The following is a 26,014-nucleotide window of genomic DNA, read 5'->3' on the forward strand; positions in this document are numbered from 1 at the left end:
GGCGCGTCAGGGATTCTCGGGCAGGAAGCCCAGGGCCGCACGGGCCTTTCCGATCCCCGGCTCGGCCCAGTTGGCGGCGTACTCGGCGTTGGAGCTCAAGGACCTCAACTCGGCGCGGTCAACGTAGAGCGTGCCATGGAGGTGATCGGTTTCGTGCTGCACAATTCTTGCCTGCCAGCCCTCGAATTCCCGTTCCGACGCCAGGCCTCCGGGCGTGTCGAACCGGAGCAGCACCCGTTCTGGCCGTACAACCACTGCCTGCAGGCCCGTCAGGGAGAGGCACCCCTCGAAGAACGCGGCGCTGTCCCTTCCGACGGCCGTGTAGTGCGGGTTGATGATGGTGAGGAACTCCAGCGGGCTACGGTGCCGCAGTGCAGCGGCCTCGGTGTCGACGTCGTACTGGTCCTCAAGGACTGCCAACTGCAGCGGGATTCCGAGTTGCGGGGCGGCCAGCCCAACACCAGGGGCTTCGTGCATCACTTCGCGCATGAGGGCAATCAACTGGTCCAGCTCGCCGGCGCTGATCTGGCCGTCGAAGGACGCGGCCCGGTGGCGGAGTACGGGATTCCCTGCCTGGACGATAGGCGGCAGCGATCCCGCAGACAGGATTTCCTGCACCCGTTCCCTCAGGTGCGCAGGAGTGAATGAAGTGGGCGGTGATACAGCGGTCATGCGGAAAGCCTAGCGGTGGACGCCGCAGGGCGTCGGCCGCGTCGGCTAATGTCGATGCCATGGCTGAACTGATTGCGTCCGAGCCCAACGCACTGGAAGTTGTCCTGGACTTTATCCGGACCCTGGAAGCCGGCGGTGACGGCGGGGCCATCGGCCGTTTCCTCGCTGCGGACTTCGTGTTGGTCGAGGCGCCGCATCTGCTCGCGGCTGAAGGCTCCACGCGGACGCGGGAGCAAGCGATGGCTGGCCTCGATCAAAGCGGCGAAGTAGTGGCGGACCAGAAGTTCGAGATCCGCCGCACTACCTGCGAAGGCGGTCGGGTTGTGGTGGAGGCCGACTGGTCGGCGAGGACGCTGATGGACCTGCGGTACTGGGATGCCGGGGAGACCATCCGCGCCCGGACGTCGTCGGTCTTTGAAGTCCGGGACGGCCTGATCATCAGCCAGGACAGTTACGACTGCTACTTCGTGAATTTCTGACCCGGCGCCCTCCGGCGCGGGGTTACTGCATGGTGAACCGGCGGGCCACCAGCCTGTTGGCCGCCGGAATGCCGGACACCGCGCTGACTGCATGGTTCCTCAACGCCAGGAACGGCGGCGCCAGCGGGCGCCCCAGCGTCATGTTTACTTCGGACTGCCATCGCGCCACCGAAGCGGCTTTACGACGCCGGGCGGAATAGGCGTGCAGGAGCTGGCCAACCGGTTTCCCCGACAGGGCATCACAGATGATCGGCGCAAGTTCCGCCGCGTCCAGCCAGCCAAGGTTCATGCCCTGGCCGCCGATGGGGCTTATTTCATGGGCAGCATCACCGATCAGGACCGCCCGCCCCGCGACTGATCGGCATGCCACCGTGGAGCGCGGGCTGAAGCTGCTGAGCATGGTGTTGGTCGCCGGGTCCGGCCGGATCCCCGTGCGGTGGTGGACCATCCGCACCAGTTCGACCGCGTCCGGGACCGGTTCGGGCCGGGGAATCCGTACAACCCAGCGGCGGAGACCGCCCGGCAGCGGAAAGGATTCCACTATCCCTTCGGCCTCGAGGTACAGGACGGCTTCCTGCAGATTTTCGCCGGAATCTGCGAAATCACCCATCACATAATGGTCGGGATAGGTTCGGGACGTGGCCGGGATGCCCAGCAGGCTGCGTATCAGGGACCGCGAGCCGTCGGCGGCGACCAAAAGCCGCGAGGTGATCCGGGTGCCGGCACCGCCCGTCTTGGTGGCGGCAGCTCGGACGGTGACCAGTCCGCCGTCGTCCGCTATTTCCGTCACCCTGGCGCCCCTGACGAGCGCGGCACCGTCGAGTTCGTGTACACGCTGCTCCAGCAGGGATTCCGTTGTGACCTGGGCGAGCGACAGGACAAACGGGAAGCGCTCCGAGACCGACGCGAAAGACATTGACCCTACGGTCTTCGCGCCGCTGACTGCGATGCCGCCGCGGATCTGCACGCCGGCATCAACCATGGCGCTGGCCACGGCTACCCTGTCCAGCGCCGCGAGGGCGGGGGGATGGATGCCGATGGCCCGCGAGTGGGGTTTCCGGTGGAGCCGCTGTTCAAGGACCTGGACCGCGACGCCGTCCTGAAGCAGCAGGGCGGCGAGATACAGACCCACGGGTCCACCACCGACGATCACCACGTCAGCCATCGGGATGGTCCGGGCGGTGTACGAGGACCTGATGGAACGGGGAGTGGCGCTCCACCTGCCAGCCCGGGGGAGCGGCGGCGGTGAGTTCTGCCGGGGTGTAGCTGCGCCTGATTGAGGTCAGGCCGTCCGCACGGATGAACGAGCCGCGGAAGGGGAGGGCCGCCAGGGAGAAAAGTGCGTAGGCTGCGATGTTCCGGCGCAGGTCGTTGTGCAGGGAAATACGGCGCGCCAGGGCTTGCGAATCTGCCAGGAGCTCAGCCAGGTCTGCTGGTTGGAGGTGGTGCATGACGTGGTTCGAGATCACGACGTCGAACCGGCGGCCTTCGCGGACCAGGTCGGTGCTGTCCGCCTGGCGGAACCGGACTGAGGCGTGGTGGGGGCGGCGTGACGAGTAGCTGTATGCCCTGGCGTCCGGGTCAATGCCGGTGACCTCGAGCAGCAGTTTGTCCCGGGCGGACCAGAGGGCGAGCTGCCGTGCCAGGTCCCCACCGCCGCATCCTATGTCGAGGAGAGTGGTTTCAGTGTCGTGGGAGAGCAGAGGGCGTAGCTCGCGGCGGTACAGCTGCCGCCAGCCGGAGAAGAGCCGGTTCACCAGCTCGAATTGCCGGTACGTGAGCTCCAGTTTGGTGGGATCACAGTCCGGCAGGTCCATCATTTCCACGGCGTCCACAGCCCGTTGCCGCATCAGGGACACAGGTCAGGCCAAGGACGATGCCGCCTCGGGCTGCACCGCCCGCTTCCCGGTGGCGGCCTGGCGGAGTTTCGTGAAGAGCCCGGTTTCCACCGTGAGCCCAGGTCCGAATGCCATGGAGCAGATGCGTTCCCCACCCTCCACCGGCGGCTGCTCCAGGATGTGCCTGAGGACAAACAGCACGGTGGCGCTGCTCATGTTGCCGTAGTCCCGCAAAGTATCCCGTGCCGGAACGAGTTGCTCGTCGGTGAGTTCAAGGCGCGTCTGGACCTTGTCAAGGATGCTCCGGCCGCCGGGATGGATGGCCCAATGGCGGATGTCCCGGTAGGGGAGTCCACGCAGCGAGGGTTCCCGGGCCAGCAGCGGTGCCAGGGCGCCGATGATGTGATCGTCGATGATGTGGGGGACGTAGTTGCCCAGCACCATCTCAAAGCCATGGTCGCCGATGTTCCAGGCCATGGATTCCTCGCCCACCGGCGTAAGGACGGTTTCGAAGTGGTCCAGTTGCATCAGCGCAGGTGCGTCCGGATCGTTCCGGGCGGTAATGACGGCTGCCGCCGCGCCGTCGGCGAACAGCGCCGAACCCATGATGGTGTCAGGATCGTTCGAGGTCCGCACGTGCAGGGAGCACAGCTCGGCACAGACCACCAGGACAACGGCCTGCGGATCTGCTTCGCAGAACGACTTGGCGGCCCGCAGCGCCGGAAAGGCGGCATAGCAGCCCATGAATCCGAGATGATAACGCTGGACGGCCGGGTCCAGCCCCAACGCGCGGACGATCTTATAATCAGGACCGGGGTTGAAGAATCCTGTGCAGGAGACGGTAATGACGTGGGTTATGTCAAGCAAGGACAGATCCGGGCAGGCGTCCACGGCAGCCCGGGCGGACTCGATGAAAAGCTTGGTGACCTCCCGGGCGAAGATCTCGTTGCGCACCTTCGTGGTGGGGTTCAGGAGCAGGCCCGTGGCGGGATCAAAAAACTGCGGAGAATCCGAACGGAACGCCATGGTCATTTCCTGGACCGCCGTGTAGCGGGTGTCTATGGCGGCTGAATCGAAGCAAGTATTCACGAGTCGCGAGCCCAGCCTGGTCAGGCCAGGCTGGGCTGCAAAAACGTCCCGGGCTTCGGCCTGGACAAGTGCCGTCGGCGGAACAGCAGTTTCAAGTGAACGCAGGTAGACCGTCATTGGTTCATTCTTGGCGAGCACACGGGATTAGACAATGGCCGGGCTGGCTGTGAGCCGTTTCCTGTGCCGCCGACGGGTCCGAAGGATGCCCTGGGGGCGCCCGCATAACGTCGGCTTAATGCAGGATAATGCAGGCCACTCTCCGCTCTCCAATGACGCCGATAATCTACATTATGTAAGGTTGTACTCTGCGTGTCTCATCAAATAGATATGCGGCACCATCTCGCAGCCGTTGTCCTGTCTCACCTAAGGTGACGCGATCTCAAGATAGATGAAGCATTGGCCTGGTAGGCCTCAAGTTGAACCATTGGCTGGCGCGTCTCACTTTAGGTGACGCATCCTGACCGCTGGGATGGCTAGAATCCGGGCTATGGCTCGGCCAAGCCCAGTGGTCCCAGCCGGACAACGCCCCCGAATGCACAATCCGGAGATGTTGGCTGAACGGGATTCGGCTAGCCCTCGTCGTTGTGATAATCGAAGGTGACCGTTGCCGGCGGGGGTCCCTCCAACATTTCCTGCGTCAATCCGTGGACGTCCATGATGCGTTCCCGGAACCACACGTCGTAGGAATCGTCCGACTGCGCGAGCCCTTGGAAGGCCTTGGCGAGATCCTTGGCCTCTTGAAAGAGGCAGACGAAGTCCCCCTCCGGAGTCTGCATGAGCGATGCGACTTCCCGAACCACTCCCATGCGCTTTCGGGACCGGTCGTGCTCTTCCCACCTTGGCCCCTTGGCTTCATCGTCGAACGCCTTCCAGGCCTCCAGTTTGCCGGGCAGAATCGGGGCGAACCAAGTAATGCACTCCATGACAGTTTCCCTTTCCTAGGATCGATTACGGCCCGATCCTATTCCTTTCGGGGGGAGCGGTACATAGCAGCTTTGGTGCACTGTCCACGCCGGCAAATAGTGCCGTGACGCACATTCAGGGATCTCGACCTTGCAACGAGCCTTTTGTAGAGCGCCCGGCGCACGGTGGTGGCGGAGCGGCCGACGCCTCGATCATGGCGCTGGCGGCAAACTACTAGCTGAGGCCCATGGCGCCGAAGCCGAGGATAAAGACCACCGGACGGCCGGACCCTGCTAAATCAAGAAACCTTAGAACCGCGGTGTTTTCGCCACTCCGACGGCGTCTCAGCATTCCCCCTGCTTTCTACGTCAGGCCCTCGGGGCCGGGGTGATCCACGACGGCGAACGTGACTCGGGCTACGGCAATGACCTTATTGCCGAGGAGGCCCGGACTGCCCAGAGCTTCCTATCCGTCATAAGCCGTCTGAAGTGCGGCGATATCAAGCTTCTGCATCCCGAGCATGGCCTGCATTGCGCGCTGGGATCCCTCGGGATCCGGACCGCCAATCAGTGAGCCCAGGACCGACGGCACGATCTGCCAGGACACGCCGTAGCGGTCCTTCAGCCAGCCGCACATGCTCTCCGCCCCGCCGTCTGTCAGCGCCGACCAGTAGCGGTCCACTTCTTCCTGGTCAGTGCAGTCGACTACAAATGAGACGGCTTCCGTGAAGGTGGCCGGCGCTCCCCCGTTGAGTGCCATGAACTTTCGGCCTTCGATCTCAAACTCCACGGTGATGACTTGCCCGGCCTGACCGGGACCGCCCTCGCCGAACCGCGAGACGTCCAGAATCCTGGAGTCGCCGAAGACTGACACATAGAACTCGGCGGCCTCTTCGGCCTGGTTCTCGAACCACAGGCATGTGGAAATCTTCAGCATGGTTGCTCCCTTCCGGCTAGAGCCTAGTCCGGGGCCGCATCCCGCACAACGGCCGGTGGATGCCGGCTGACCAGCCCCACCGTGTTCCCTTCCGAGTCACGGATGAAGGCCATCCACTCATCGGTTCCTGCCGGACCCAGGGTGGCGTCGCCATGGTGGAAGATCACCTCCGGCAGCGCAACTACCTCTACTCCCCTGCCCTGCAGGACGCTGATGCTGGTCCGGACGTCCTCCACCTCCAGATAGAGGACCGACGACGGTGCGCCGCGCTCCAGCAAGAGCCGGACGCCTTCCAGATCGAAAAACAGCAGCCCCGGCGGGTCGTAGACCGCCGCTGGCTGCACCCCAGCAGTTGTGAATAGAACTCCGCGGCCCGCTGGAGGTCGTGTGCCTGCTGGGCCACCTGGATCAGGCGCAATGTGCCTCCCGCTTGATGAGCGCCGCTGTTGTCCCGGTCATCATCCTCGTTCCCCCATACCCCGGCAAGCATCAGAACCGGGCCGTCGCCCTCGCCGGGTTAGGCTCGAAGCCATGACCTGGACCCAGCACCAATCCTTAACCGGCGGCAGGCGCGCCATCACCGCCGCGGCTTTGTCCGACGCCGTCCTCATCCTTGTTTTCGCGGCGATCGGCAGGGACGCCCACCAGCGCGGCGACATCGTCACCGGAGTGTTCCTCACTGCGTGGCCGTTCCTGGCTGGGGCCGCTATCGCCTGGCTTGCGTGGCGGGCGTGGCGGCGTCCGCTGTCCATGGCAACCGGCGTCGTGATCTGGCTTGGCGCCGTTGCCGGCGGCATGATCCTGAGGGCCGTGACCGGACAGAGTGTGGTGGTGGCGTTCGTGGTTGTTGCGCTCTTGAGCCTGGGGCTGTTCCTGGTGGGCTACCGGGCACTTCTTGCACTGGTACGCAGGCTTAGAAAGTCGTGAAGGCGCCGCCGGCCACGCGTCCGGGGCACGCCTGATGGACACGGCCCATGTAATAGGCTGGCATCACCACAGAGTCTTGCCGGGCACAGCTACGGCCAACAGATCCGGAAGGATTGAACAGTGATCACCGCATTCGTTCTGATCAAGACCGACGCCGCGCGCATCCCGGAAACCGCCGAGGAAATCTCCGCGATCCCAGGCATCAGCGAGGTCTATTCCGTAACAGGCGAATGGGACCTCATCGCCGTTGCCCGCGTCGCCCGGCACGAGGACCTGGCTGACGTCATTGCCGACAAGCTGTCAAAGGTGCCCGCGGTGGTTCACACCACTACACACATTGCCTTCCGCGCCTACTCGCAACACGATCTCGACGCGGCATTCGCGCTCGGCTTCGAACAGTAGGATCACTTCCCCGGAAACGACGCGGGCCCGGCCTTACAGCCGGGCCCGCGTCCTTTCCTGTCCGTTTCAAGGCCGCGTCAGCGAAACCCACTTATCGAGGACCGCAGCGGCAGCACCGCTATCAATCGACTCCGCGGCCCGGGCAAGCGCCGAACGCATACGCTCCAGGAACGGGCCCTCGGACGATTCATCAAAGGCCACCAGTCCAGCGGCCGCGTTCAGCAGCACGGCATCCCGTGCTGCGCCGGTCTTGCCGGCCAGGACATCACGTACGACGGCGGCGTTCGCCTGTGCGTCCCCGCCGCGGAGTTCCTCCACAGTCGCGGGACGGATGCCCAGCTCGGCCGGCTCAAAACTCAGCTCAGAGACAGCGCCGTCGCGGATTTCCCAGACGGTGGAGGGACCCGTAGTAGTCAGTTCGTCCAGTCCGTCATTGCCACGGAAAACCAGGCCGCGGCTGCCCCGCTTCGCCAGGACACCTGCAACCAGCGGAGCCATCCGGGCATTCGCCACTCCCACGGCTGAGGCCTGAACAAGAGCCGGGTTGGTCAGCGGGCCCAGAAAATTAAAGGCTGTGGGGATGGCGAGCTCCCGGCGGGGCACAGCGGTGTGACGGAAAGACGGGTGGAACACCTGCGCGAAACAGAAAGTAATTCCAGCCTCCCCCGCGTTGCGTGCCACCTGAGCCACCGGCAGGTCCAGCCTGACCCCCAACGCTTCAAGCACGTCAGCCGAGCCGGAGGACGAAGACGCTGCCCGGTTACCGTGCTTGACGACCTTCGCTCCGGCGCCCGCAGCAACGAGGGCGGACATGGTGGAAATGTTGACGGTATTGAGCTGGTCACCGCCGGTACCAACGATGTCCAGCTTCTGACCAGCGATATCGATGGGTGTTGCATGGCGCAGCATCGCGTCCACCAGGCCCGAGATTTCGTCCACGGTTTCGCCCTTGGCGCTGAGGGCAACCAGGAATCCGGCGATCTGCGCGGGGGTGGCCTCCCCGGACATGATTCTGTCCATCGCCCACGCGGTATTGTCCGCAGTGAGGTCAGTACCGTTGATAAGTGCCGAGATGAGCCGCGGCCAGGTGTTGCTGTCCGCCGGCGCGGTTGCCTGAGAAGTCACCTTCTGATGCTATCGAGCCACCTCGGACCTGACCAATGTGAACACCGCCGGGAACTTTTCGCAGTGATTTCGCGTCTTTGTAGAAAAAGTCCCCCGAAAAGGCGGTTCGCGTTGGGAACTACGGACTTTTATAGACATAATGTCTATGTGACATCTGCGACCCATGCCCCCAGTACCCCGGCGCACCCCACGCTGAACCGCCCCAATATGGTTTCTGTCGGAACCGTAGTCTGGCTGTCCAGTGAGTTGATGTTCTTCGCCGGTCTCTTCGCCATGTACTTCACGCTGCGCTCCACGAGCGGACAGATGTGGGCGGAAGAGACAGCAAAGCTCAACTTCCCCTTTGCGCTCGTCAACACGATCGTCCTCGTGGCCAGTTCCTTTACTTGCCAGATGGGCGTCTTCGCCGCCGAACGGCTGCAGCCTCGCAAAACAGGCGGCCCGTTCCAGTTCTCCCGCTGGGGCATGAACGAATGGTTCACGCTGACCTTCATCATGGGTGCGTTCTTCGTCGCCGGCCAGGCAACTGAGTACGCGATGCTTGTTTCCGAACACGTTTCGCTTTCATCCAACGCCTACGGCTCATCGTTCTATATCACCACCGGCTTCCACGGCCTGCACGTAATCGGCGGCCTCGTTGCCTTCCTCTTCATCATCGGACGCTCGTTCGCAGCAAAGAAGTTCGGCCACTTCGAAGCAACCTCCGCGATCGTCACGTCTTACTACTGGCACTTTGTGGACGTTGTCTGGATCGGCCTCTTCCTGGTCATCTACGTACTGAAGTAGTCAAGCTTTGATTCCTTTTCTACAAGAGGCAGAATTTCAAGAAGCGGCTCACGGAGCCGGCGCACGATCGAATAAAGGAACCACCACGTGAAGGCTCTCTCGCAAAAGCGGCGTCACCCACTCGCAGTCATCGCGCTGCTACTGATGGGACTCCTCGTCACTGGTGGGCTGTATGCCATTGCCACCACCGTCAACGAGGCCAAGGCATCCACCACCAGCTTCACCGCCAATGACACCGCCGAGGGCGAAAAGCTCTTTGAAGCTAACTGCGCCACCTGCCACGGCATGGGCGCGAGCGGCAGCCAGGATGGCCCCTCGCTGGTCGGCGTCGGTGCTGCGTCCGTTGATTTCCAGGTCGGTACCGGCCGGATGCCCATGCAGATGAACGGTCCCCAGGCGTACAAAAAGCCGGCCCAGTTTAACGAGGCCCAGACCCACCAGCTTTCAGCCTACGTAGCTTCCCTGGGCGCCGGCCCTGCAATTCCTGAAGAACACCTGCTTGATGAACAGGGTGACGCCGCCAAGGGTGGCGAGCTGTTCCGCGTGAACTGCGCGATGTGCCACAACGCAGCAGCAGCCGGCGGTGCACTCACCCGCGGCAAGTTCGCTCCCGCCCTTGCCGATGTATCCGGCAAGCACATCTACGAAGCGATGGTCACCGGACCGCAGAACATGCCCGTCTTCAGTGACGCAAACGTCACCCCCGAAGGCAAGCGCGACATCGTCACGTTCCTGAAGCAGATCGAGGCCAACGGCTCCCCCGGTGGCGCTGACCTCGGCGCCCTGGGCCCGGTCGCTGAAGGACTCTTCGTCTGGGTTGCAGGCCTGGGTGTCATCATCGCGTTCACCATCTGGCTTACTTCCCGTACGTCTTAGGCGCAACGGGAAACTTAAGAACTTCTGCTGCCCAGTCAGCAGTTTGAAATTGAAAACTAACCCGGCAGACGCCGGGACGAGAGAAGGATGAGGCGAATTATGGGCAACCATAGTGACGGCAGTCCGAACCACTCGGGCACCGTAGCTACGGCTGGTCAGAATGAGGTGGAGAAGTTCCAGGATCCTGGAATTCCCCCACACCGTTTGCGCCTGGCCGACACGGACCCGAAGGCCGCAAAGCGTGCAGAACGGCAGGTCGCCGTACTTTTCGGCGCGTCAGTTGTCGGCACCCTGATCTTCCTGGTGGCGTACTTCGCCATCGACTTGGGCGAGGGCACAAGCATCGCCACCATCCGGCTGCAGAACGCCCTGCTGGGCGTGGGCACCGCGTTTGCGATGCTCGGCATCGGCACGGGTATTGTGCACTGGGCCAAAGCCCTGATGCCGGACCATGAAGTCTCCGAAGAACGCCATCCCATCCGCACCGAAGAAGACCGCCTGGCGGCAGTCCGGATCGTGGATGACATCGTGGAAGAGACCGGCATCAAGCGCCGCCCGCTCATCCGCAACACTCTGCTCGGTGCGATGGCCCTGGCCCCGCTTCCCGCGATTGCGGTTTTCGGTGACCTCGGCCCCCGCCCAGACCGGGCGCTGTCCCACACCATGTGGGCACCGCAGGAGGGCAAGCTCAAGCGCCTCACCCGCGACCCCGACGGCACACCTATCAAGGCCTCTGACGTCACCATCGGTTCGGCTTTCCACGTGATTCCTGAGGGCCTTAACGAACTGCATGAAGGCAAGCTCAACGAAAAGGCCAAGGCAGTAGTCCTGCTGATGCGCCTTGACCCCGCCTCGCTGAACCCCTCGGCGGGCCGCGAAGACTGGAGCTACAACGGAATCGTTGCCTACTCCAAGATCTGCACCCACGTCGGTTGCCCCGTTGCTCTGTACGAGCAGCAGACGCACCACCTGCTGTGCCCGTGCCACCAGTCCACCTTTGACCTCACGAATGAGTGCAAAGTGATCTTTGGCCCGGCCAGCCGGCCCCTCCCCCAGCTGCCGATCGCAGTGGACGCCGAGGGCTACCTGGTCGCAACCAGCGACTTCAATGAACCTGTAGGACCGAGTTACTGGGAGCGTGATGAGCATGAGCGCAGCATCAAGAGCTGAAGCCCCCGCCTTCGTCGCCAAGACTAAAGCCGGACGCATCACCGATTTTGTTGACGCGCGAGTTGGCGGATCAGGAATCCTGCGCGAGTTCGGACGCAAGGTATTCCCCGACCACTGGTCATTCATGTTCGGTGAAGTCGCCCTCTATTCCTTCGTCATCCTGCTGCTCTCGGGCACCTTCCTGACGTTCTGGTTTGATCCGTCCATGGCGGAGACCCACTACGACGGTTCGTACCTGCCGTTGAAGAACGTCGAGATGTCGGTGGCGTACAGCTCCTCGCTGGACATTTCCTTCGACATCCGTGGTGGCCTGTTCATGCGCCAGGTTCACCACTGGGCCGCACTGCTGTTCGTCGCCTCGATCGGCGTTCACATGCTGCGTGTTTTCTTCACAGGAGCCTTCCGCAAACCGCGTGAAATGAACTGGGTTGTCGGCAGCGTCCTGCTGATCCTCGCCATGGCAGCCGGCTTCACTGGCTACTCCCTCCCCGATGACCTGCTCTCCGGCAACGGCCTGCGGATCATCGACGGCGTTATCAAGTCCATCCCGGTGGTTGGTACCTACACTTCCTTCTTCCTCTTCGGCGGCGAGTTCCCGGGAACGGCTGTTATTGGCCGCCTGTACATGCTGCACATCCTGCTGGTGCCCGCGCTCATCCTGTTGATGATCGTCCTGCACCTGTTCATGGTGGTTGTGCACAAGCACACCCAGTACCCCGGCCCCGGCCGCAACGACGGCAACGTTGTTGGCTACCCGCTCGGCCCCGTGTACGCAGCCAAGGCTGGCGGCTTCTTCTTCATCGTCTTCGGTGTCGTCGCCCTGATGGCGGCCTTCTTCACGATCAACCCGATCTGGAACTACGGCCCCTACGACCCCTCCCCTGTATCGGCCGGTACTCAGCCTGACTGGTACATCGGATTTGTTGACGGCGCGCTGAGGCTTATGCCTGGTGTCATCGGTGACTTCCACTTCGAGTACGTCATCTTCGGATACACCCTGACGCTGAACGTTCTGCTGCCCGCCCTGGTTCCTGCAGGCATTCTGTTCACGGTGATGTTTATGTACCCGTGGATCGAAAGCTGGATCACCAAGGACACCCGCGAACACCATGTCCTGGACCGTCCGAGGAACGCCCCCACCCGCACCGCCATCGGCGTCGCCGGCTTCGTCTGGTACTGCGTGATGTGGGCAGCCGCTGGTTCGGACCTCATTGCAACACACTTCCATGTGTCCTTGAACGATGTGACGTACTGGCTCCGCGCGTTGTTCTTCATCGGCCCGGTCATCGCGTTCATCGTTGCCAAGCGCGTAGCCCTCGCCCTCCAGCGCAAGGACCGCGAAATCGCACTCCACGGCCGGGAAACAGGACGTATTGTCCGTCTCCCGCACGGCGAATTCATCGAAGTGCATGCGCCCCTGGATGAGTACAAGCGCTACAAGCTCGTTGGATTCGAATCCCCCTCGCCGCTGCCGGCGGTCCCCAACGACCACGGCATTGTGACGCGTAAGGAAAAGCAGCGTGCGTTCCTGTCCAAGTGGTTCTTCGAGGACCGAGTTGCACCGGCCACGCCTGCAGAGCTGGAGGCCGCACACGGCCACCACGCCCCTGCAGTAGAGGCCGGCGAGGAAAGCAAGAGCCTCAGCCACTGATTCACACTAGTTATGCTCCAACGGAAAGGCCCGGTCCATTTGGACCGGGCCTTTCCCGTTAACGGCAGCCGCGGCTGTTGCCGGCTTTTGGCCCCGCTCCTAGTGGTTGCGGTAACCCAGCGACTGGTTCCGGGCAGGCCTCGCACCTGGCCGCTGGAGGGGTACCCATAGCTTGTAGCGGTCGGCCCGATAGTACGAAACTGAGTAGTCCACCATCGCCCTGGCAACAAAGGCGTGCCTCTGAATCTTGAGCAAGGGGGCGCCTACGTCAACGTTGAGCAGGCGCGCCGTAGAGGGGGAAGCGGCCGTCGCCTCGATCATGTCCTCCCCCCACTCCATCACGAGGCCGAACTGCTCACTCAGCACGTTGTAGAGCGATGTTGGGGGCTCGCCGTCCAAAAGACCCGGGACGCGCTGCGCCGGGATGAAGTTCTCATCCACGCTCATCGGCTCACCGTCCGCCAGCAGCAGCCGACGGAAACGCACCAGTGGCGTCCCCTCCTCCACCTGCAGTTCGCGGGCCAGGAAGGCACTCGCGCCGATCTGTTCAAAGCTCAGGACCTTGGCGGCCGGAACCATGCCGCGGCGTTGCATCTCTTCGCTGTACGAGGTGAGCTTTACCTGAAGGTCAAGTTTAGGCTTTCGTACGAACGTGCCGAGGCCGACAACCCGCTCGAGGACTTCCTCGCCGACCAGAGCGTCGATGGCCTGCCGGACAGTCATCCGGGCCAGGCCGAACCGCAAGGCAAGATCCCGTTCCGAGGGCAGGGCAGACCCGGGCGGACATGAATCGCTGATGTAGGCCCGGAGGATCTCCCTGAGTTGGATGTAGATGGCAATCCCGTTGCTACGGTCAATCTCACCGGCAACGCCGCGGGCATCAGCAGCCACGGAGGAACGTCTTTGCTTCAGTTTTCACTGTCCAAGCCTAAGGCAGGCAGCGCCGCTGGACTAGACCACTTCCAGCTGCGGAGCGTCCGGCTTCCCCCGTTTGGTCGCGCGGCCATCCAGCCGGATATATTGGACAGGAAATTCAGCGATGTCGGTTTGGGGGCCGGTCAGGAAATGGGAGACCCCTTGCCAGTGCATAAGGCCGTTGTGTCAGCGTCAGTCGGCTTGCATGCCCGTCCCGCCGCGATGTTCGTCAGGGCAGTGACCGAAACGGGACTTCCAGTCAGCATCCGCAAGGCCGGCATTCAGGGTGTCGACGCCCGCTCCCTGTTGGAAGTCATGACCGCCGATTTCCCCTTCGGCTGCGAAGTAGAGCTTTCAGTCGCCGAGGGCGCCCTCAACGGCCCTGTCAGCCACAGCGGCGCCGAGGCGGCCCTGCGGATGCTGGCAAGGCTCCTGGAGTCACAGGGAGCCAGCTAGCCCCTCCCGGAGGGCATTGCCCCACGACTCCCCGCGCGAAATCGGACGGACAAGAACGACGCCGGGCCCCACCTTCTGGTGGGGCCCGACGTCGTAATGTGCAATTCTTTGCTGAAGCTCAGTAGCTTCTAGTGGGCGTGGTCCCCACGGCTGTACTCGAAGACCCACCCCACGAGGGCGACAACTGCGAGGCCGGCTGCGATGAACAGGATCCACCAACCGACTGCGAGGCCCAGGAATCCGCCCGCGCAGGCGAGGCCCAGAACCAGCGGCCACCAGCTCCAGGGGCTGAAGTGCCCCTGTTCGCCGGCGCCCTCGTGGATCTCAGCATCGTTGCGGTCCTCGGGACGCATTCCGACGCGCTTTCCGGTGAACCCAAGGTAGCCGCCGATCATCCCGGAAAGTCCACCCACCAGGAGGATCCCGAGTGTTCCGACCCACTCATGCCAGTTGGTCAGGAAACCGTAGACCAGGGAAACCGGTACGAAGAAGAAGACTCCGGCTCCAAATATCCATGATTCGATTTTCACTTGGCGGTGTCCTTCTGGTCGGCGTTACCGAGCACCGCGGCTGCGGCTGCAGGCGATTCAACGGTGTGTACCTGCGAGAGCTCCGGGTGGTGGAGGTCCAGGGCGGGACGCTCCGAACGGATCCGGGGCAGCGAGGTGAAGTTGTGGCGCGGCGGCGGGCAGGAAGTGGCCCACTCAAGCGACGCTCCGAAGCCCCACGGGTCATCCACTTCAACGCGCTCGGAGCTGCGCCAGGTGATGTAGACGTTCCAGAAGAAGGGAATCAGGGATGCGCCCAGCACAAACGAAGAGATGGTTGAGAACTGGTTCATCCAGGCGAAGTTGTCCTCCACCAGGTAGTCCGCGTAACGGCGGGGCATGCCTTCAACACCCAGCCAGTGCTGGATCAGGAACGTGCCGTGGAAGCCCAGGAACAGCAGCCAGAAGTGGATCTTTCCGAGGCGCTCGTTGAGCATCTTGCCGGTGAATTTTGGCCACCAGAAGTAGAAGCCTGCGAACATCGCGAACACCACGGTGCCGAACACCACATAGTGGAAGTGCGCCACCACGAAGTAGGAATCAGACACGTGGAAGTCCAGCGGCGGCGAAGCCAGGATGATCCCGGTCAGGCCACCGAAAAGGAACGTGATGAGGAAGCCGATGCTCCACAGCATGGGAGTCTCGAATGTAATGGACCCCCGCCACATAGTACCGATCCAGTTGAAGAACTTCACGCCGGTCGGGACCGCGATCAGCATGGTCATAAAGGCGAAGAACGGCAGCAGCACCGACCCGGTCACGTACATGTGGTGCGCCCACACGGTCACGGACAGCGCCGCAATGGCGATGGTCGCGTAGACCAGGCCCTTGTAGCCGAAGATCGGTTTGCGGCTGAAGACCGGGAAGATCTCCGAGACAATGCCGAAGAACGGCAGCGCAATGATGTACACCTCGGGGTGGCCGAAGAACCAGAACAGGTGCTGCCACAGGACCGCGCCGCCGTTCTCCGGATCAAAGATGTGGGCACCGAAGCGGCGATCCGCGCCGAGCGCGAACAGTGCCGCAGCCAGCGGCGGGAAGGCCATCAGCACGAGGATGGACGTCACCAGGGCGTTCCAGGTGAAGATGGGCATCCGCCACATGGTCATGCCCGGAGCACGCATGCAGATGATGGTGGTGATGAAGTTGACCGCGCCCAGGATGGTGCCGAAGCCGGACAGCGCAAGCCCGAAGACCCACAGGTCGCCACCGATGCCAGGGCTGAACGTCGTGTTGGACAGCGGCGCGTAAGCGAACCAGCCGAACGAGGCCGCACCCTGCGGGGTGATGAAACCGGACACCGCGATGGTGGAGCCAAAGAGGAAGAACCAGAAGGCCAGTGCGTTCAGCCGCGGGAACGCGACGTCGGGGGCACCGATCTGCAAGGGCATGATGACGTTGGTGAAGCCGGCGAACAGCGGCGTCGCGAACATCAGCAGCATGACGGTGCCGTGCATCGTGAAGAGCTGGTTGTACTGCTCCTTGGTCTGCAGGATCTGCATGCCCGGTTCGAACAGTTCAGCCCGGATGAGCAGGGCCATGACGCCACCGAGGCAGAAGAACACAAACGACGCGATCAGGTACATGTACCCGATGGTCTTGTGGTCGGTGGAGGTGATCCAGTTGACGACGATGCGTCCCTTGGACTTAGGAACTACGGGAGCCTCAAGGGTTCCGGCAGGTGCGGTCTGGGTATAAGTAGCCACGTCGCTCCCCTTACTTAATTTCGTTCAGGTTCGGGTTGCGGTCATACTCTTCGCCGAGAAGTCCCGTGTTGCCATCTGCCTTGAGCTTGTCCATGTGAGCCTGGAATTCGGCTTCAGAGACAACCTTGACGCGGAACAGCATTTCGGAGTGGTACTCACCACAGAGCTCGGCGCACTTGCCGTCATAGGTTCCCTCTTTAGTGGGGGTGAACCTGATGTAGTTGGTCTTGCCGGGGATCATGTCGCGCTTCTGCAGGAAGGCGGGAACCCAGAAAGAGTGGATGACATCCCGGGAGTTCAGTTCGAGGTCAACGGACTTTCCAACCGGCAGGTAGAGCGTCGGCAGCGCTTCCTTATTGATGGTGTTGCCCGTCAGGTGTGCCTGGACTCCTGCTTCGTGGACGTCCTCGGTAACGACGTCGCCGGACTTGTAGTTAAAGTCCCAGGCCCACTGCTTGCCGCGGACGTCAACAACGACGTCGGCCGGCTTGGAGCGGTCATCGATGGCCTGCTGGTCGCGGTCGGTGAAGTAGAAGAACACCAGGACCATGAACAGCGGGATGGTCAGGTAGAAGACCTCCAGCGGGAGGTTAAAGCTGGTCTGCCGCGGGAAACCCGTGGTGCCCTTGCGGCGGCGGTAGGCGACAAGGCACCAAACGATCAAACCCCACGTGATGATGCCCACAACCAGGGCTGCAATCCATGAGTTGACCCAGAGGTCCATGATCCGGTCAGTGTGATTGGTGGTGCCACGCTCGGTGGGCAGCCACCCCTTCTCTACCTCTGGCGAACATCCAGTCAAAACCAACGCGCCGGCAACTGCCAAGCCTGAGATCGTAGTGATCGTTTTGCGTCGGCTGCCGGTTCGGTTCTGCGAACTCACAGACGGCCCTTCCTACTTGTTGCTGTTGCCCGGCCACCCAACGGGGCGTCCGGGCACACTAAAAGTTTTACTACTCGGTGTAGAGCTTACCGCTCTGCCGGGCGTTTCGCCCACATGTCGGCGCCGTGCCTCCGTGCCGTTTTTGGCAGACGGAAAGCAGGCGCCGGCATCGGGCGAAAGAACCGGGTCAGTGGAACGAATCACCACAGGCGCAGGAGCCACCGGCGTTGGGGTTGTCGATGGTGAAGCCCTGCTTGGAGATGGTGTCCTCGAAGTCGATGCTGGCACCGCTGAGGTACGGCACGCTCATCTTGTCCACCACAACTTCGACGCCGTCATAGTCGCGGACGGCATCTCCATCGAGGAGGCGCTCGTCGAAGTACAGCTGGTAAATGAGGCCGGAGCAGCCGCCGGGCTGGACGGCAACGCGGAGGCGGAGATCGGTCCGGCCTTCCTGCTCCAGGAGGCTGCGCACCTTGCCTGCTGCGACGTCGGTCAGTTTGACCTCGTGTGCGGCCAGTTCATCGCTGGCAGCGCTGGTGGTCTCGGTGATGTTCTCGTTGGTTGCGGTGCTCATTTGGCCTACCTTAGGACGGTCCTGGCGGCCCCGCGTCAGCGGTGCCTGCCCCTACGGATACGGTACGGGCTATAGCTACATGCTACTTCGGTCAGCCCTGTAGCTCTAACTCCTGACGTAACCAAGCCTGTCCGATGATTGTTCCCAACGGTGGAGGAATCCCTACATCAGAGCGGCGTGGGTTTCAGGCCAGGCCTTCTGCATTCAGCCGGGCGAGCAACAGCGCCTCGGCAACCACAGCGTTCTTGAAATCACCAATGTGAAGGGACTCGTTGGCACTGTGGGCACGGGAATCTGGATCCTCAACACCGGTCACGAGGATCTGGACGTCCGGATAGACGTCCATCAGGTCCGCAATAAACGGAATGGACCCACCGATCCCCATCTCCACCGCCGGAACACCCCAGGCCTCCCCCAGCGCCCACATTGCGAACTTCGCCGCCTTGGAGGATGTATCAGCGAGGAACGACTTTCCGCTTTCCCCGGGAGTGAACACCACCTTTGCCCCAAAGGGCGCATTGGCCTGAACGTGGCGTTGAAGGGCTTCCATCGCTGCCGCCGGATCCTGGCCGGGCGCCAGGCGCAGGCTGAACTTGGCACGCGCCCGCGGCAGGAGCGTGTTCGAGGCCATGTCCACGGCAGGAGCATCGAAACCGATGATGGACAGCGCGGGCTTGGTCCACAGCCGGGCGGCGATGCTGCCCGTGCCGGCGAGCCGGACGCCGTCGAGAACGGAGGAATCGGCACGGTACTCCGCTTCGGTGAGCTCCACGCCGACGTTGTCATTTGATACCAGGCCTTCGATGGCCACATTGCCGTCTGCGTCGTGCAGGGTGGCAATCAGTCGGGACAGCAGGGTTGGCGCGTCCAGCACGGGTCCGCCGAACATACCCGAGTGGACAGCATGGTCCAGTACCTGAACTTCAATGGTTCCGTCCACAAGGCCGCGCAGGCTGGTGGTCAGGGCGGGAATGCCCACCTTCCAGTTGCTGGAGTCGGCCACCACGATCACGTCGGCGCTCAGCAGTTCCCGGTGCGTTTCCAGGAAGGAACGGAAGGTGGGAGAACCAGCTTCCTCCTCACCTTCGAAGAAGAACGTCACACCAAGGCCGAATTCCGTGCCCAGAACCTCGGTCGCTGCAGCATAGGCGGCCACATGGGCCATGATCCCGGCCTTGTCGTCAGCAGCGCCACGGCCGTACAGCCTGCCCTCCCGTTCGACGGCGGCGAAAGGCTCCGTTTCCCACAGCGCCGGATCCCCCGGCGGCTGGACGTCGTGGTGGGCGTACAGCAGAATGGTCGGCTTTCCTTCGGCCGCCCGTCGGCGTGCGACGACGGCAGGTCCGCCGGGGGTGCCGTCCTCCTTGTTGCTGCGAAGGACCTGGACATCCTCAACGCCGGCGGCGCGCAGCAGTTCCGCTACGGCCTGCGCGCTGGCTTCCAAGGGCGCAGGATCGAAACTCGGCCAGGCGATGCCTGGAATGGCCACAAGTTCCTTGAGCCGGTCGAGGGTAGCGTCGAAGGAACCTGCCACGGAGAGCCTGAGTCCGTCCGCGTCGACGGCCGGTGCAGGGTGGCCGGGGCCGGGGGTGTTGGCGTCGGACGGACTGGCTGCTGGAGTGGGAGTCATGGCGAACACAATACCCGCGCCGAATCTCCTTGGGCCGCAAGGTATTCTGTTCACGTGTTCGGACGTAAAAAGGAAGCGCCAACGGCGCAGCAATCAATAGACCAGCAGGCCGCTGAAGCGGCAGCCCGGCAGGATGCCGCGTTGGGCAAGGGTACGCCCACGCCCAAGCGCAAAGCCCAGGAGGCTGCCCGCAAACGGCCCCTGGTGCCGGAGGACCGCAAGGCGTCCAAGGCCGCTGAGCGCCAGGCCATCCAGGACCAGCGGACCAAAATGCGCCAGGCGCTCGACACAGGTGATGAAAAATTCCTGCCCCTGCGCGACAAGGGTCCGCAGAAGCGTTATGCCCGCGACTACGTGGATGCGCGCTTCAGCCTGGGCGAATACCTCATGTTCGGCGCCCTGGTATTTGTCATCATTTCCCTCATTGTTCCGGCTTCCAGCGAGCAGATGGTTTATGTCCTGGGCGGTTTTTGGGTGATGTTCCTGGCCGTATTTGTGGATGTGTTCATTCTGTCCAGGCAGCTCCGCAAGAAGCTGACCGAGAAGTTCGGCGGGGTTGAGCGTGGCACGGTTTGGTACGGCTCGATGCGGTCCCTGCAGTTCCGCAAGCTGCGCTTGCCCAAGCCGCTCGTGAAGCGCGGCCAATACCCGTCCTGACGTGCAGGCCGGGCCAGACCCGGCAGCACTCCTCCCTTAAACAACGAAAACCCCGGTGGTCCAACCACCGGGGTTTTGTTGTGTGAGTCAGCGGTTGCGTCGCGCTTTCGCCAGGTCGCGGTTGATCCGCGCCGCCCAGAACGGTCCCTCGTACAGGAAAGCCGTGTAGCCCTGGACCAGCGTGGCCCCGGCATCCAGGCGGTCCTGGACGTCCTTCGCCGTCTCGACGCCGCCGACGGACACCAGCGTGATCGCGCCCCCGGTGGCCTCCTTGAGCCGGCGAAGGACTTCCAATGAACGCTGCTTCAGCGGTGCCCCGGACAGGCCCCCGGCGCCGCATTCGACCACTTTCGCAGCCGGCGACGCCAGCCCCTCACGCCCGATCGTGGTGTTGGTGGCGATAATGCCGTCCAGCTTAAGGTCCAGGGCCAGCTTGGCGACGTCGTCGATGTCCTCATTGCTGAGGTCCGGTGCGATCTTGACCAGCAGCGGGACGTGCCGGCCTGCCGCCTTGTCCGCTTCGTCCCCCACCGCGGTCAGCAGCGGGCGGAGTGTCTGGACATCCTGGAGAAGGCGCAGCCCGGGCGTGTTGGGTGAGCTGACATTGACCACCAGGTAGTCCGCGGCCGGCGCCAGGCTCCGGGCGCTGACCAGGTAATCGGCCACGGCGTCGTCGAGTTCCACCACCTTGCTCTTGCCGATGTTCACCCCGATCACGGGGCGCACGTCAGGGTGCCGGCGCTGCAGGGCGGCGCGTGCCGCTTTGAGGCGCGGTTCGACGGCGGCCGCGCCATCGTTGTTGAACCCCATCCGGTTAATGACAGCCCGGTCCTCGATCAGCCTGAAAAGGCGCGGCTTCTCGTTGCCCGGCTGCGCCTGCCCGGTGATGGTCCCTACTTCGACATGGCCAAAGCCAAGTTCAGTGAGGGCCTCGATGCCGTATCCCTCCTTGTCGAACCCGGCTGCGAGACCGAACGGGGATGGGAAGGTCAGCCCAAAGGCAGAAGTCTGCAGTGAGGCCGCGGGTGCCGTGAACCGGTGCAGCAGCCGTCCTGCGCCGGAAGTATGGGCAAGTTTGATTCCCTTGAATCCGATCTTGTGGGCGCGTTCCGCGTCCATCCACGAAAAGGCCAGCCTGAAGAATGTCGGATATACGCGCATGGCTCTAGTTTTCCGTCTCGGACGGTCCAGACCAAACCGGGCCGCCATACATGCGGCTCCGGCTAGCATAAAGCCATGAGGTGGCAGCCAGATATCCTCGGTGCTGGCTTCGAAGCCTGCACCTTCGAGGCCCGGGGCGAAGACGGCGTCCAGCGCACCGCCACGCTGGTGCGCTTCCGTCCGGCGAAGGAACCGGCAGCCACCCGCCGGCGCCGGACAGTGCTGTTCCTCCATGGTTGGAGCGACTACTTCTTCAATGTGGACCTGGCGCAGTTTTGGACACACAGCGGCTACGAGTTCTACGCCCTCGACATGCATAACCACGGCCGCAGCCTGCGCCCGGAAACGCCGGGCGGCTACGTGGCGAACCTGGCGGACTATGACTCCGAGATCGAAGCGGCCATCTCCATCATCCGGGCCGACACGCACAAGCCGGAACTGGAAGACAAGGCCTCCCTTACGCTGATGGGCCACTCCACCGGCGGCCTGGTGGCCGCCCTCTGGGTCAGCAACCACCCCGGAGCGGCCTCCCAACTGGTGTTAAACAGTCCCTGGCTGGAGATGCACGGCAGCTCGCTGGTCCGCCGTGCTGCGTCCACGATGGTGGGACCCGTGGCGCGATTCCGGCCGGAGGCTGTCCTGCGGCTGCCCGAGCGGGGTTTCTATTGGCGGACCATCAGCAGTTCAGCCGACGGCGAGTGGCCGCTTGACGACAGGTTCCGTCCGCCCATGGCATTTCCGCTCCGCGCGGGCTGGCTCAGCGCCATCCTGGCCGGCCACACCAAGGTGGCCCGTGGCCTGGACATCGACATACCCATCCTGGTGCTGCTGTCCCGGGGAAGCGCCACCGGGCCGTTCTGGTCCGAGGAAATGCGGCGCACCGACGCGGTACTGGACGTCAACATCATCGCCCTCCGCGCCCTGGCACTGGGGCGCAGCGTCACGGTGGAACGGATCGACGGCGCGCTCCACGACGTCTTCCTCTCCCCTGCCAAAGTGCGGGCAGACGCCTATGCGCGGCTCGCCCGCTGGCTCCGGGGTTACGGTACGGCTGAACCCGGTGCGGCGTCGACGGCGCCGCCATAGCGCCGGTCCCGCTGGGCGTAGATTTCGACGGCGTCCCATAGGGTCCGCCGGTCAACGTCGGGCCACAGCGTGTCCATAAAGACGAACTCGGCATACGCGGACTGCCAGAGTAGGAAATTGGAGAGCCGCTGCTCCCCCGAGCTCCGCAGGAACAGGTCCACGTCCGGCAGGTCCGGTTCGTCCAGATACTTCTGGATGGTTTTCTCGGTGATGGTCGCGGGTTTGAGCCGGCCTGCGGCAACCTCGGCGGCGATAGCCGATACGGCGTCCGTGATTTCCGCCCGGCCGCCGTAATTAACACACATGTTCAACGTGCACGTGCTGTTGCCCGCGGTAAATTCCTCAGCCTCTTCCAGTTCGCGGATCACCGAGCCCCACAGCCTGGGACGCCGGCCGGACCACCGCACGCGGACACCCCAGTCGTCCAGCTGGTTCCGCTGCCTTCGTAGCACGTCCTTGTTAAAACCCATCAGGAAGCGGACCTCTTCGGGTGACCGGCGCCAGTTTTCGGTGGAAAACGCATAGACGCTCACGTATTCGATGCCCAGTTCGATAGCGCCCGCCATCACGTCCAGCAGGGCGGGCTCGCCGGCTTTGTGTCCCTCGATCCGCGGCAGGCCCCGCTGGTTGGCCCAACGGCCGTTGCCGTCCATCACAATGGCAACATGGCGGGGGATGAATTCAGCGGGGATCGCCGGGGCAACCGCGCCGGACGGGTGCGGATACGGTGCCACCACAGGGGTGGTCCGCTGCCGCGAAGGTCTCTTCTTTTTTCCCAAGGCCACTGTCAGCCACGCTCCACATGTTTGAGGGATTTCAGGACACGTTCAAGGTGCCATTGCAGGTATACGGCCACCAGCCCCGCAGCTTCCCGTCGGTGCGGGACGTCCGAGCCATCCGCCGTCGTCCAGTCCCCGGTCAGCAGGGCACCCAGGAGCACAACGGTCTCCGCGGCCGGCGCAGGCGAACCGGGTGGCCTGCAGTCAGCGCAGACCATACCGCCGAGCGGAGCCGAAAAGGCCGTATGCGGGCCGGGCCGGCCGCAGCGGGCGCAGTCGGTAAAACTCGGAGCCCAGCCGCCGGTGGAAAGGGCCCGCAGGAGATACGAATCCAGGATCAGTCCCGGCGCGTGCTCGGCCCGGGACAGCGAGGCCAGCGCCCCCACCAGGAGGTTGTACTGGGCGGTGCCGGCTTCGCCGTCGACGTCGGTCAGTTTTTCCGCAGTTTCGGTCATGGCAGCGGCAACGGTATACCGGCCATAGTCTGCGGCGATGTTGCTGCCGTAGGCGCCCTTGGCAACAGCCTGCGTGACGATGTCCAGTGTCTTTCCGGAGACCAACTGCAGGTCGGCAACCATAAACGGCTCCAGCCGCGCCCCAAACTTGCTGCTGGTCCGCCGCACACCCTTGGCGACGGCGCGGATCTGGCCGTGGTGCTTGGTCAGCAGCGTGATGATGCGGTCAGCCTCGCCCAGCTTGTGGGTACGGAGCACCACGGCGTCATCCCGGTAGGACCGGGCAGCAAAGGATTGTTGGACCACGGTTAATCTTCGCACTGAGTTCCGGAAAGCCGGCAATGCCGGTGCGTTGCGCGCCGGGAATCCCGGCGCGCAACGTGTTCCGAATCAGGCCCGGGAATCCCGGATGGCACGGTTGACTGCGGAAATGACGGCCTTGAGCGAGGACATGCTGGTGTTGGCATCAATACCGACGCCCCACAGGACCCGCTCCCCCACGGCACACTCGACGTAGGCTGCGGCCATGGCGCTTCCGCCTTCCGAAAGGGCATGCTCGCTGTAGTCCAGCACCCGGACATCGACGCCGTCCTCGCGCAGGATGCTCAACAGCGCGGCGATGGGCCCGTTTCCGGTGCCCGTGCGACGGGCCTGGACACCATCAACGGTGAGCGAGGCGTGCAGGGTCATCCCGCCGTCGTCATCGGTTTCGGTGCTGACGGAACCGAGTGAGTATCGGCCCCACTGGCCCTCCGCCTGGCTGGAGGGCAAGTACTCGTCCTGGAAGTGCTGCCACAACTGGGCGCCGCTGACTTCGCCGCCCACGGTATCGGTCTTCTTCTGGATCACGCCGGAGAATTCCATCTGGGCACGGCGCGGCAGGTCCAGGCTGTGTTCGTTCTTGAGCAGGTAGGCCACGCCACCCTTGCCGGACTGCGAGTTGACGCGTATGACGGCCTCGTAGCTGCGGCCCAGGTCCTTGGGGTCAACGGGCAGGTACGGGACCTGCCAGGTGAAGTCCGCGACGTCCTTGCCGGCGGCGGCAGCATCCTTCTCCAGCGCCTCGAAGCCCTTCTTGATGGCGTCCTGGTGTGAGCCGGAGAAAGCGGTGAAGACGAGGTCGCCGCCGTAGGGGGAACGCTCGGCGACGGGGAGCTGGTTGCAGTACTCCACGGTGCGCCGGATCTCGTCGATGTCGGAAAAGTCGATCATGGGATCGATGCCCTGGACGAACATGTTCAGGCCCAGGGTGACGAGGTCCACGTTGCCGGTTCGCTCGCCGTTGCCGAACAGGCAGCCCTCAATCCGGTCCGCGCCGGCCAGATACCCCAGTTCGGCGGCTGCCACGCCGGTACCCCGGTCATTGTGCGGGTGCAGGGACAGGATGATGCCTTCACGCGGGTGCAGGTTCCGGCTCATCCACTCAATGGAATCGGCGTACACGTTCGGAGTGGCCATTTCCACGGTGGCAGGCAGGTTGATGATGACCTGGCTGTCAGCGGATGCCTCGAAAACGTCGGCGATAGCGTTGCAGACCCGGACGGCATAGTCCAGTTCAGTTCCGGTGAACGACTCCGGCGAGTATTCATAGGTGACGTGCGTGTCAACGAGGGTTTCCTCGTACTTCTTGCACAGTCTGGCGCCCTGGAGCGCGATGTCGAGGATGCCGTCCTGGTCCTGGTTGAACACCACACGGCGCTGCAGGACGGACGTTGAGTTGTACAGGTGGACAATCGCCTGCTTGGCGCCGACCAGGGACTCGTACGTCCGCTCGATCAGGTGCTCGCGGGCCTGGGTGAGGACCTGGATTGTGACATCGTCCGGAATGTGGTTACCGACGATGAGCTGGCGGACAAAGTCGAAATCGGTCTGCGAAGCAGACGGGAAGCCAACTTCAATTTCCTTGTAACCCATGCGGACCAGCAGATCGAACATCTTCATCTTGCGGGCAGGGCTCATCGGGTCGATCAGGGCCTGGTTTCCGTCACGCAGGTCCACAGCGCACCAGCGCGGGGCCTTGGCGATGACCTTGTCCGGCCACGTGCGGTCAGGCAGTTCAACGGTGATCTGATCCTGGAACGGCATGTAGCGGTGGACGGGCATTCCGGAGGGCTTCTGTGCGTTTCGCATTACTATCGGGGCCTTTTCTGTGGTTCAAATCTGAAAGGGTGGCCGGGCAACACGAACTCCGCGACGAGGATGGGCCTTGCGCTAGATCGCGTCTGAGGCCTCGCCGCGGCAGCTAAGAAGAAGGAGCTCTGCGCGCACCATTTGAGGGTAGCACGCGTGCGTAAGATGAGAGTGCGC

Annotated in this window: 27 protein-coding genes and 1 pseudogene; 10 read left to right on the forward strand and 18 right to left on the reverse strand. The window is 63.3% G+C overall.

Annotation, left to right across the window (positions count from 1 at the left end; translation table 11 throughout):
* Window positions 1-6 precede the first annotated feature (6 nt).
* Window positions 7-672: a peptide deformylase gene (locus tag ASG77_RS01110; protein WP_056340033.1), complete on the reverse strand. Its 666-nt coding sequence runs from the start codon at window positions 670-672 to the stop codon at window positions 7-9.
* A gap of 59 nt (window positions 673-731) precedes the next feature.
* On the opposite strand from ASG77_RS01110, the gene ASG77_RS01115 reads away from it, so the two are divergent.
* Window positions 732-1,151, forward strand: a complete 420-nt coding sequence (locus tag ASG77_RS01115) for a nuclear transport factor 2 family protein (protein ID WP_200950601.1) — start codon at window positions 732-734, stop codon at window positions 1,149-1,151.
* 22 nt (window positions 1,152-1,173) lie between these two features.
* On the opposite strand, the gene ASG77_RS01120 is transcribed toward ASG77_RS01115, so the two are convergent.
* The 6 genes and pseudogenes from ASG77_RS01120 to ASG77_RS01145 form a co-directional block, all read right to left on the reverse strand.
* Window positions 1,174-2,316, reverse strand: coding sequence for an FAD-dependent oxidoreductase (locus ASG77_RS01120; protein ID WP_056340036.1), 1,143 nt, complete (start codon window positions 2,314-2,316; stop codon window positions 1,174-1,176).
* A complete protein-coding gene (locus ASG77_RS01125) occupies window positions 2,309-3,001 on the reverse strand; it encodes a class I SAM-dependent methyltransferase (protein WP_056340039.1) in 693 nt (230 codons plus the stop codon). The genes ASG77_RS01120 and ASG77_RS01125 overlap by 8 nt, the downstream gene beginning before the upstream one ends.
* A 12-nt stretch (window positions 3,002-3,013) precedes the next feature.
* Window positions 3,014-4,195: a type III polyketide synthase gene (locus ASG77_RS01130; protein ID WP_056340041.1), complete on the reverse strand. Its 1,182-nt coding sequence runs from the start codon at window positions 4,193-4,195 to the stop codon at window positions 3,014-3,016.
* A gap of 452 nt (window positions 4,196-4,647) precedes the next feature.
* Complete coding sequence (locus tag ASG77_RS01135) at window positions 4,648-5,001, reverse strand: DUF6176 family protein (protein WP_056340044.1); 354 nt, start codon at window positions 4,999-5,001, stop codon at window positions 4,648-4,650.
* A gap of 445 nt (window positions 5,002-5,446) precedes the next feature.
* On the reverse strand, window positions 5,447-5,917 hold the full coding sequence (locus ASG77_RS01140; RefSeq protein ID WP_056340047.1) for a VOC family protein: 471 nt from the start codon (window positions 5,915-5,917) through the stop codon (window positions 5,447-5,449).
* A gap of 23 nt (window positions 5,918-5,940) precedes the next feature.
* Window positions 5,941-6,335, reverse strand: a pseudogene (locus ASG77_RS01145) (VOC family protein).
* A 113-nt stretch (window positions 6,336-6,448) separates the two neighbouring features.
* Here ASG77_RS01145 and ASG77_RS01150 point away from each other — a divergent pair.
* Both ASG77_RS01150 and ASG77_RS01155 read left to right on the forward strand, forming a co-directional pair.
* Complete coding sequence (locus tag ASG77_RS01150; protein WP_056340050.1) at window positions 6,449-6,844, forward strand: DUF3054 domain-containing protein; 396 nt, start codon at window positions 6,449-6,451, stop codon at window positions 6,842-6,844.
* Window positions 6,845-6,964: 120 nt separating this feature from the next.
* Window positions 6,965-7,246, forward strand: a complete 282-nt coding sequence (locus ASG77_RS01155) for an Lrp/AsnC family transcriptional regulator (RefSeq protein ID WP_056340053.1) — start codon at window positions 6,965-6,967, stop codon at window positions 7,244-7,246.
* Between the two features lie 66 nt (window positions 7,247-7,312).
* On the opposite strand, the gene trpD is transcribed toward ASG77_RS01155, so the two are convergent.
* Window positions 7,313-8,371 carry an anthranilate phosphoribosyltransferase gene (gene trpD / locus ASG77_RS01160; RefSeq protein ID WP_056340054.1) on the reverse strand — a complete coding sequence of 353 codons (1,059 nt, stop codon included), beginning with the start codon at window positions 8,369-8,371 and terminating at the stop codon, window positions 7,313-7,315.
* 147 nt (window positions 8,372-8,518) lie between these two features.
* On the opposite strand from trpD, the gene ctaE reads away from it, so the two are divergent.
* From ctaE to qcrB, 4 genes are all read left to right on the forward strand, one after another.
* A complete protein-coding gene (gene ctaE / locus ASG77_RS01165; protein ID WP_200950602.1) occupies window positions 8,519-9,157 on the forward strand; it encodes an aa3-type cytochrome oxidase subunit III in 639 nt (212 codons plus the stop codon).
* 87 nt (window positions 9,158-9,244) lie between these two features.
* Complete coding sequence (gene qcrC / locus ASG77_RS01170; protein ID WP_056340060.1) at window positions 9,245-10,033, forward strand: cytochrome bc1 complex diheme cytochrome c subunit; 789 nt, start codon at window positions 9,245-9,247, stop codon at window positions 10,031-10,033.
* 99 nt (window positions 10,034-10,132) lie between these two features.
* Window positions 10,133-11,203, forward strand: coding sequence for a cytochrome bc1 complex Rieske iron-sulfur subunit (gene qcrA, locus ASG77_RS01175; RefSeq protein WP_056340063.1), 1,071 nt, complete (start codon window positions 10,133-10,135; stop codon window positions 11,201-11,203).
* Entirely contained in the window at window positions 11,181-12,854 is a 1,674-nt protein-coding gene (qcrB, locus tag ASG77_RS01180) for a cytochrome bc1 complex cytochrome b subunit (RefSeq protein ID WP_056340067.1), read from the forward strand. Before qcrA ends, qcrB begins: the two co-directional genes overlap by 23 nt.
* A 99-nt stretch (window positions 12,855-12,953) precedes the next feature.
* Here qcrB and ASG77_RS01185 read toward each other — a convergent pair whose 3' ends face one another.
* A complete protein-coding gene (locus tag ASG77_RS01185; RefSeq protein ID WP_056340070.1) occupies window positions 12,954-13,745 on the reverse strand; it encodes a GntR family transcriptional regulator in 792 nt (263 codons plus the stop codon).
* A 186-nt stretch (window positions 13,746-13,931) separates the two neighbouring features.
* On the opposite strand from ASG77_RS01185, the gene ASG77_RS01190 reads away from it, so the two are divergent.
* Window positions 13,932-14,225: an HPr family phosphocarrier protein gene (locus ASG77_RS01190; RefSeq protein ID WP_056340073.1), complete on the forward strand. Its 294-nt coding sequence runs from the start codon at window positions 13,932-13,934 to the stop codon at window positions 14,223-14,225.
* Between the two features lie 128 nt (window positions 14,226-14,353).
* Here the strand turns inward: ASG77_RS01190 and ASG77_RS01195 are convergent, their stop codons facing one another.
* The 5 genes from ASG77_RS01195 to ASG77_RS01215 form a co-directional block, all read right to left on the reverse strand.
* Window positions 14,354-14,755: a cytochrome c oxidase subunit 4 gene (locus ASG77_RS01195; protein WP_056340077.1), complete on the reverse strand. Its 402-nt coding sequence runs from the start codon at window positions 14,753-14,755 to the stop codon at window positions 14,354-14,356.
* Window positions 14,752-16,479 carry an aa3-type cytochrome oxidase subunit I gene (gene ctaD / locus ASG77_RS01200; RefSeq protein WP_056340080.1) on the reverse strand — a complete coding sequence of 576 codons (1,728 nt, stop codon included), beginning with the start codon at window positions 16,477-16,479 and terminating at the stop codon, window positions 14,752-14,754. Before ctaD ends, ASG77_RS01195 begins: the two co-directional genes overlap by 4 nt.
* A 10-nt stretch (window positions 16,480-16,489) precedes the next feature.
* Window positions 16,490-17,362 (reverse strand): aa3-type cytochrome oxidase subunit II, encoded by an 873-nt coding sequence (gene ctaC / locus ASG77_RS01205; RefSeq protein ID WP_056340083.1) that lies wholly within the window; start codon window positions 17,360-17,362, stop codon window positions 16,490-16,492.
* Window positions 17,363-17,549: 187 nt separating this feature from the next.
* On the reverse strand, window positions 17,550-17,939 hold the full coding sequence (locus ASG77_RS01210; RefSeq protein WP_056340087.1) for a HesB/IscA family protein: 390 nt from the start codon (window positions 17,937-17,939) through the stop codon (window positions 17,550-17,552).
* 184 nt (window positions 17,940-18,123) lie between these two features.
* Window positions 18,124-19,569 (reverse strand): dipeptidase, encoded by a 1,446-nt coding sequence (locus ASG77_RS01215; RefSeq protein WP_056341492.1) that lies wholly within the window; start codon window positions 19,567-19,569, stop codon window positions 18,124-18,126.
* Window positions 19,570-19,623: 54 nt separating this feature from the next.
* Here ASG77_RS01215 and ASG77_RS01220 point away from each other — a divergent pair, with 54 nt between their 5' ends.
* Window positions 19,624-20,226, forward strand: coding sequence for a DUF3043 domain-containing protein (locus tag ASG77_RS01220; RefSeq protein ID WP_056340091.1), 603 nt, complete (start codon window positions 19,624-19,626; stop codon window positions 20,224-20,226).
* Window positions 20,227-20,313: 87 nt separating this feature from the next.
* Here ASG77_RS01220 and ASG77_RS01225 read toward each other — a convergent pair whose 3' ends face one another.
* Entirely contained in the window at window positions 20,314-21,387 is a 1,074-nt protein-coding gene (locus ASG77_RS01225) for a quinone-dependent dihydroorotate dehydrogenase (RefSeq protein ID WP_056340094.1), read from the reverse strand.
* A 75-nt stretch (window positions 21,388-21,462) separates the two neighbouring features.
* On the opposite strand from ASG77_RS01225, the gene ASG77_RS01230 reads away from it, so the two are divergent.
* A complete protein-coding gene (locus tag ASG77_RS01230) occupies window positions 21,463-22,473 on the forward strand; it encodes an alpha/beta hydrolase (RefSeq protein ID WP_056340097.1) in 1,011 nt (336 codons plus the stop codon).
* Here ASG77_RS01230 and ASG77_RS01235 read toward each other — a convergent pair.
* The 3 genes from ASG77_RS01235 to leuA form a co-directional block, all read right to left on the reverse strand.
* Window positions 22,428-23,258 (reverse strand): isoprenyl transferase, encoded by an 831-nt coding sequence (locus tag ASG77_RS01235; RefSeq protein WP_056340100.1) that lies wholly within the window; start codon window positions 23,256-23,258, stop codon window positions 22,428-22,430. The two genes, ASG77_RS01230 and ASG77_RS01235, sit on opposite strands and share 46 nt — an antisense overlap.
* Window positions 23,259-23,260: 2 nt before the next feature.
* A complete protein-coding gene (gene recO / locus ASG77_RS01240) occupies window positions 23,261-24,013 on the reverse strand; it encodes a DNA repair protein RecO (protein ID WP_056340103.1) in 753 nt (250 codons plus the stop codon).
* 84 nt (window positions 24,014-24,097) lie between these two features.
* On the reverse strand, window positions 24,098-25,837 hold the full coding sequence (gene leuA / locus ASG77_RS01245; protein ID WP_056340106.1) for a 2-isopropylmalate synthase: 1,740 nt from the start codon (window positions 25,835-25,837) through the stop codon (window positions 24,098-24,100).
* Window positions 25,838-26,014: the final 177 nt, after the last annotated feature.

The sequence above is a fragment of the Arthrobacter sp. Soil762 genome (assembly GCF_001428335.1).
Lineage (GTDB): Bacteria > Actinomycetota > Actinomycetes > Actinomycetales > Micrococcaceae > Arthrobacter.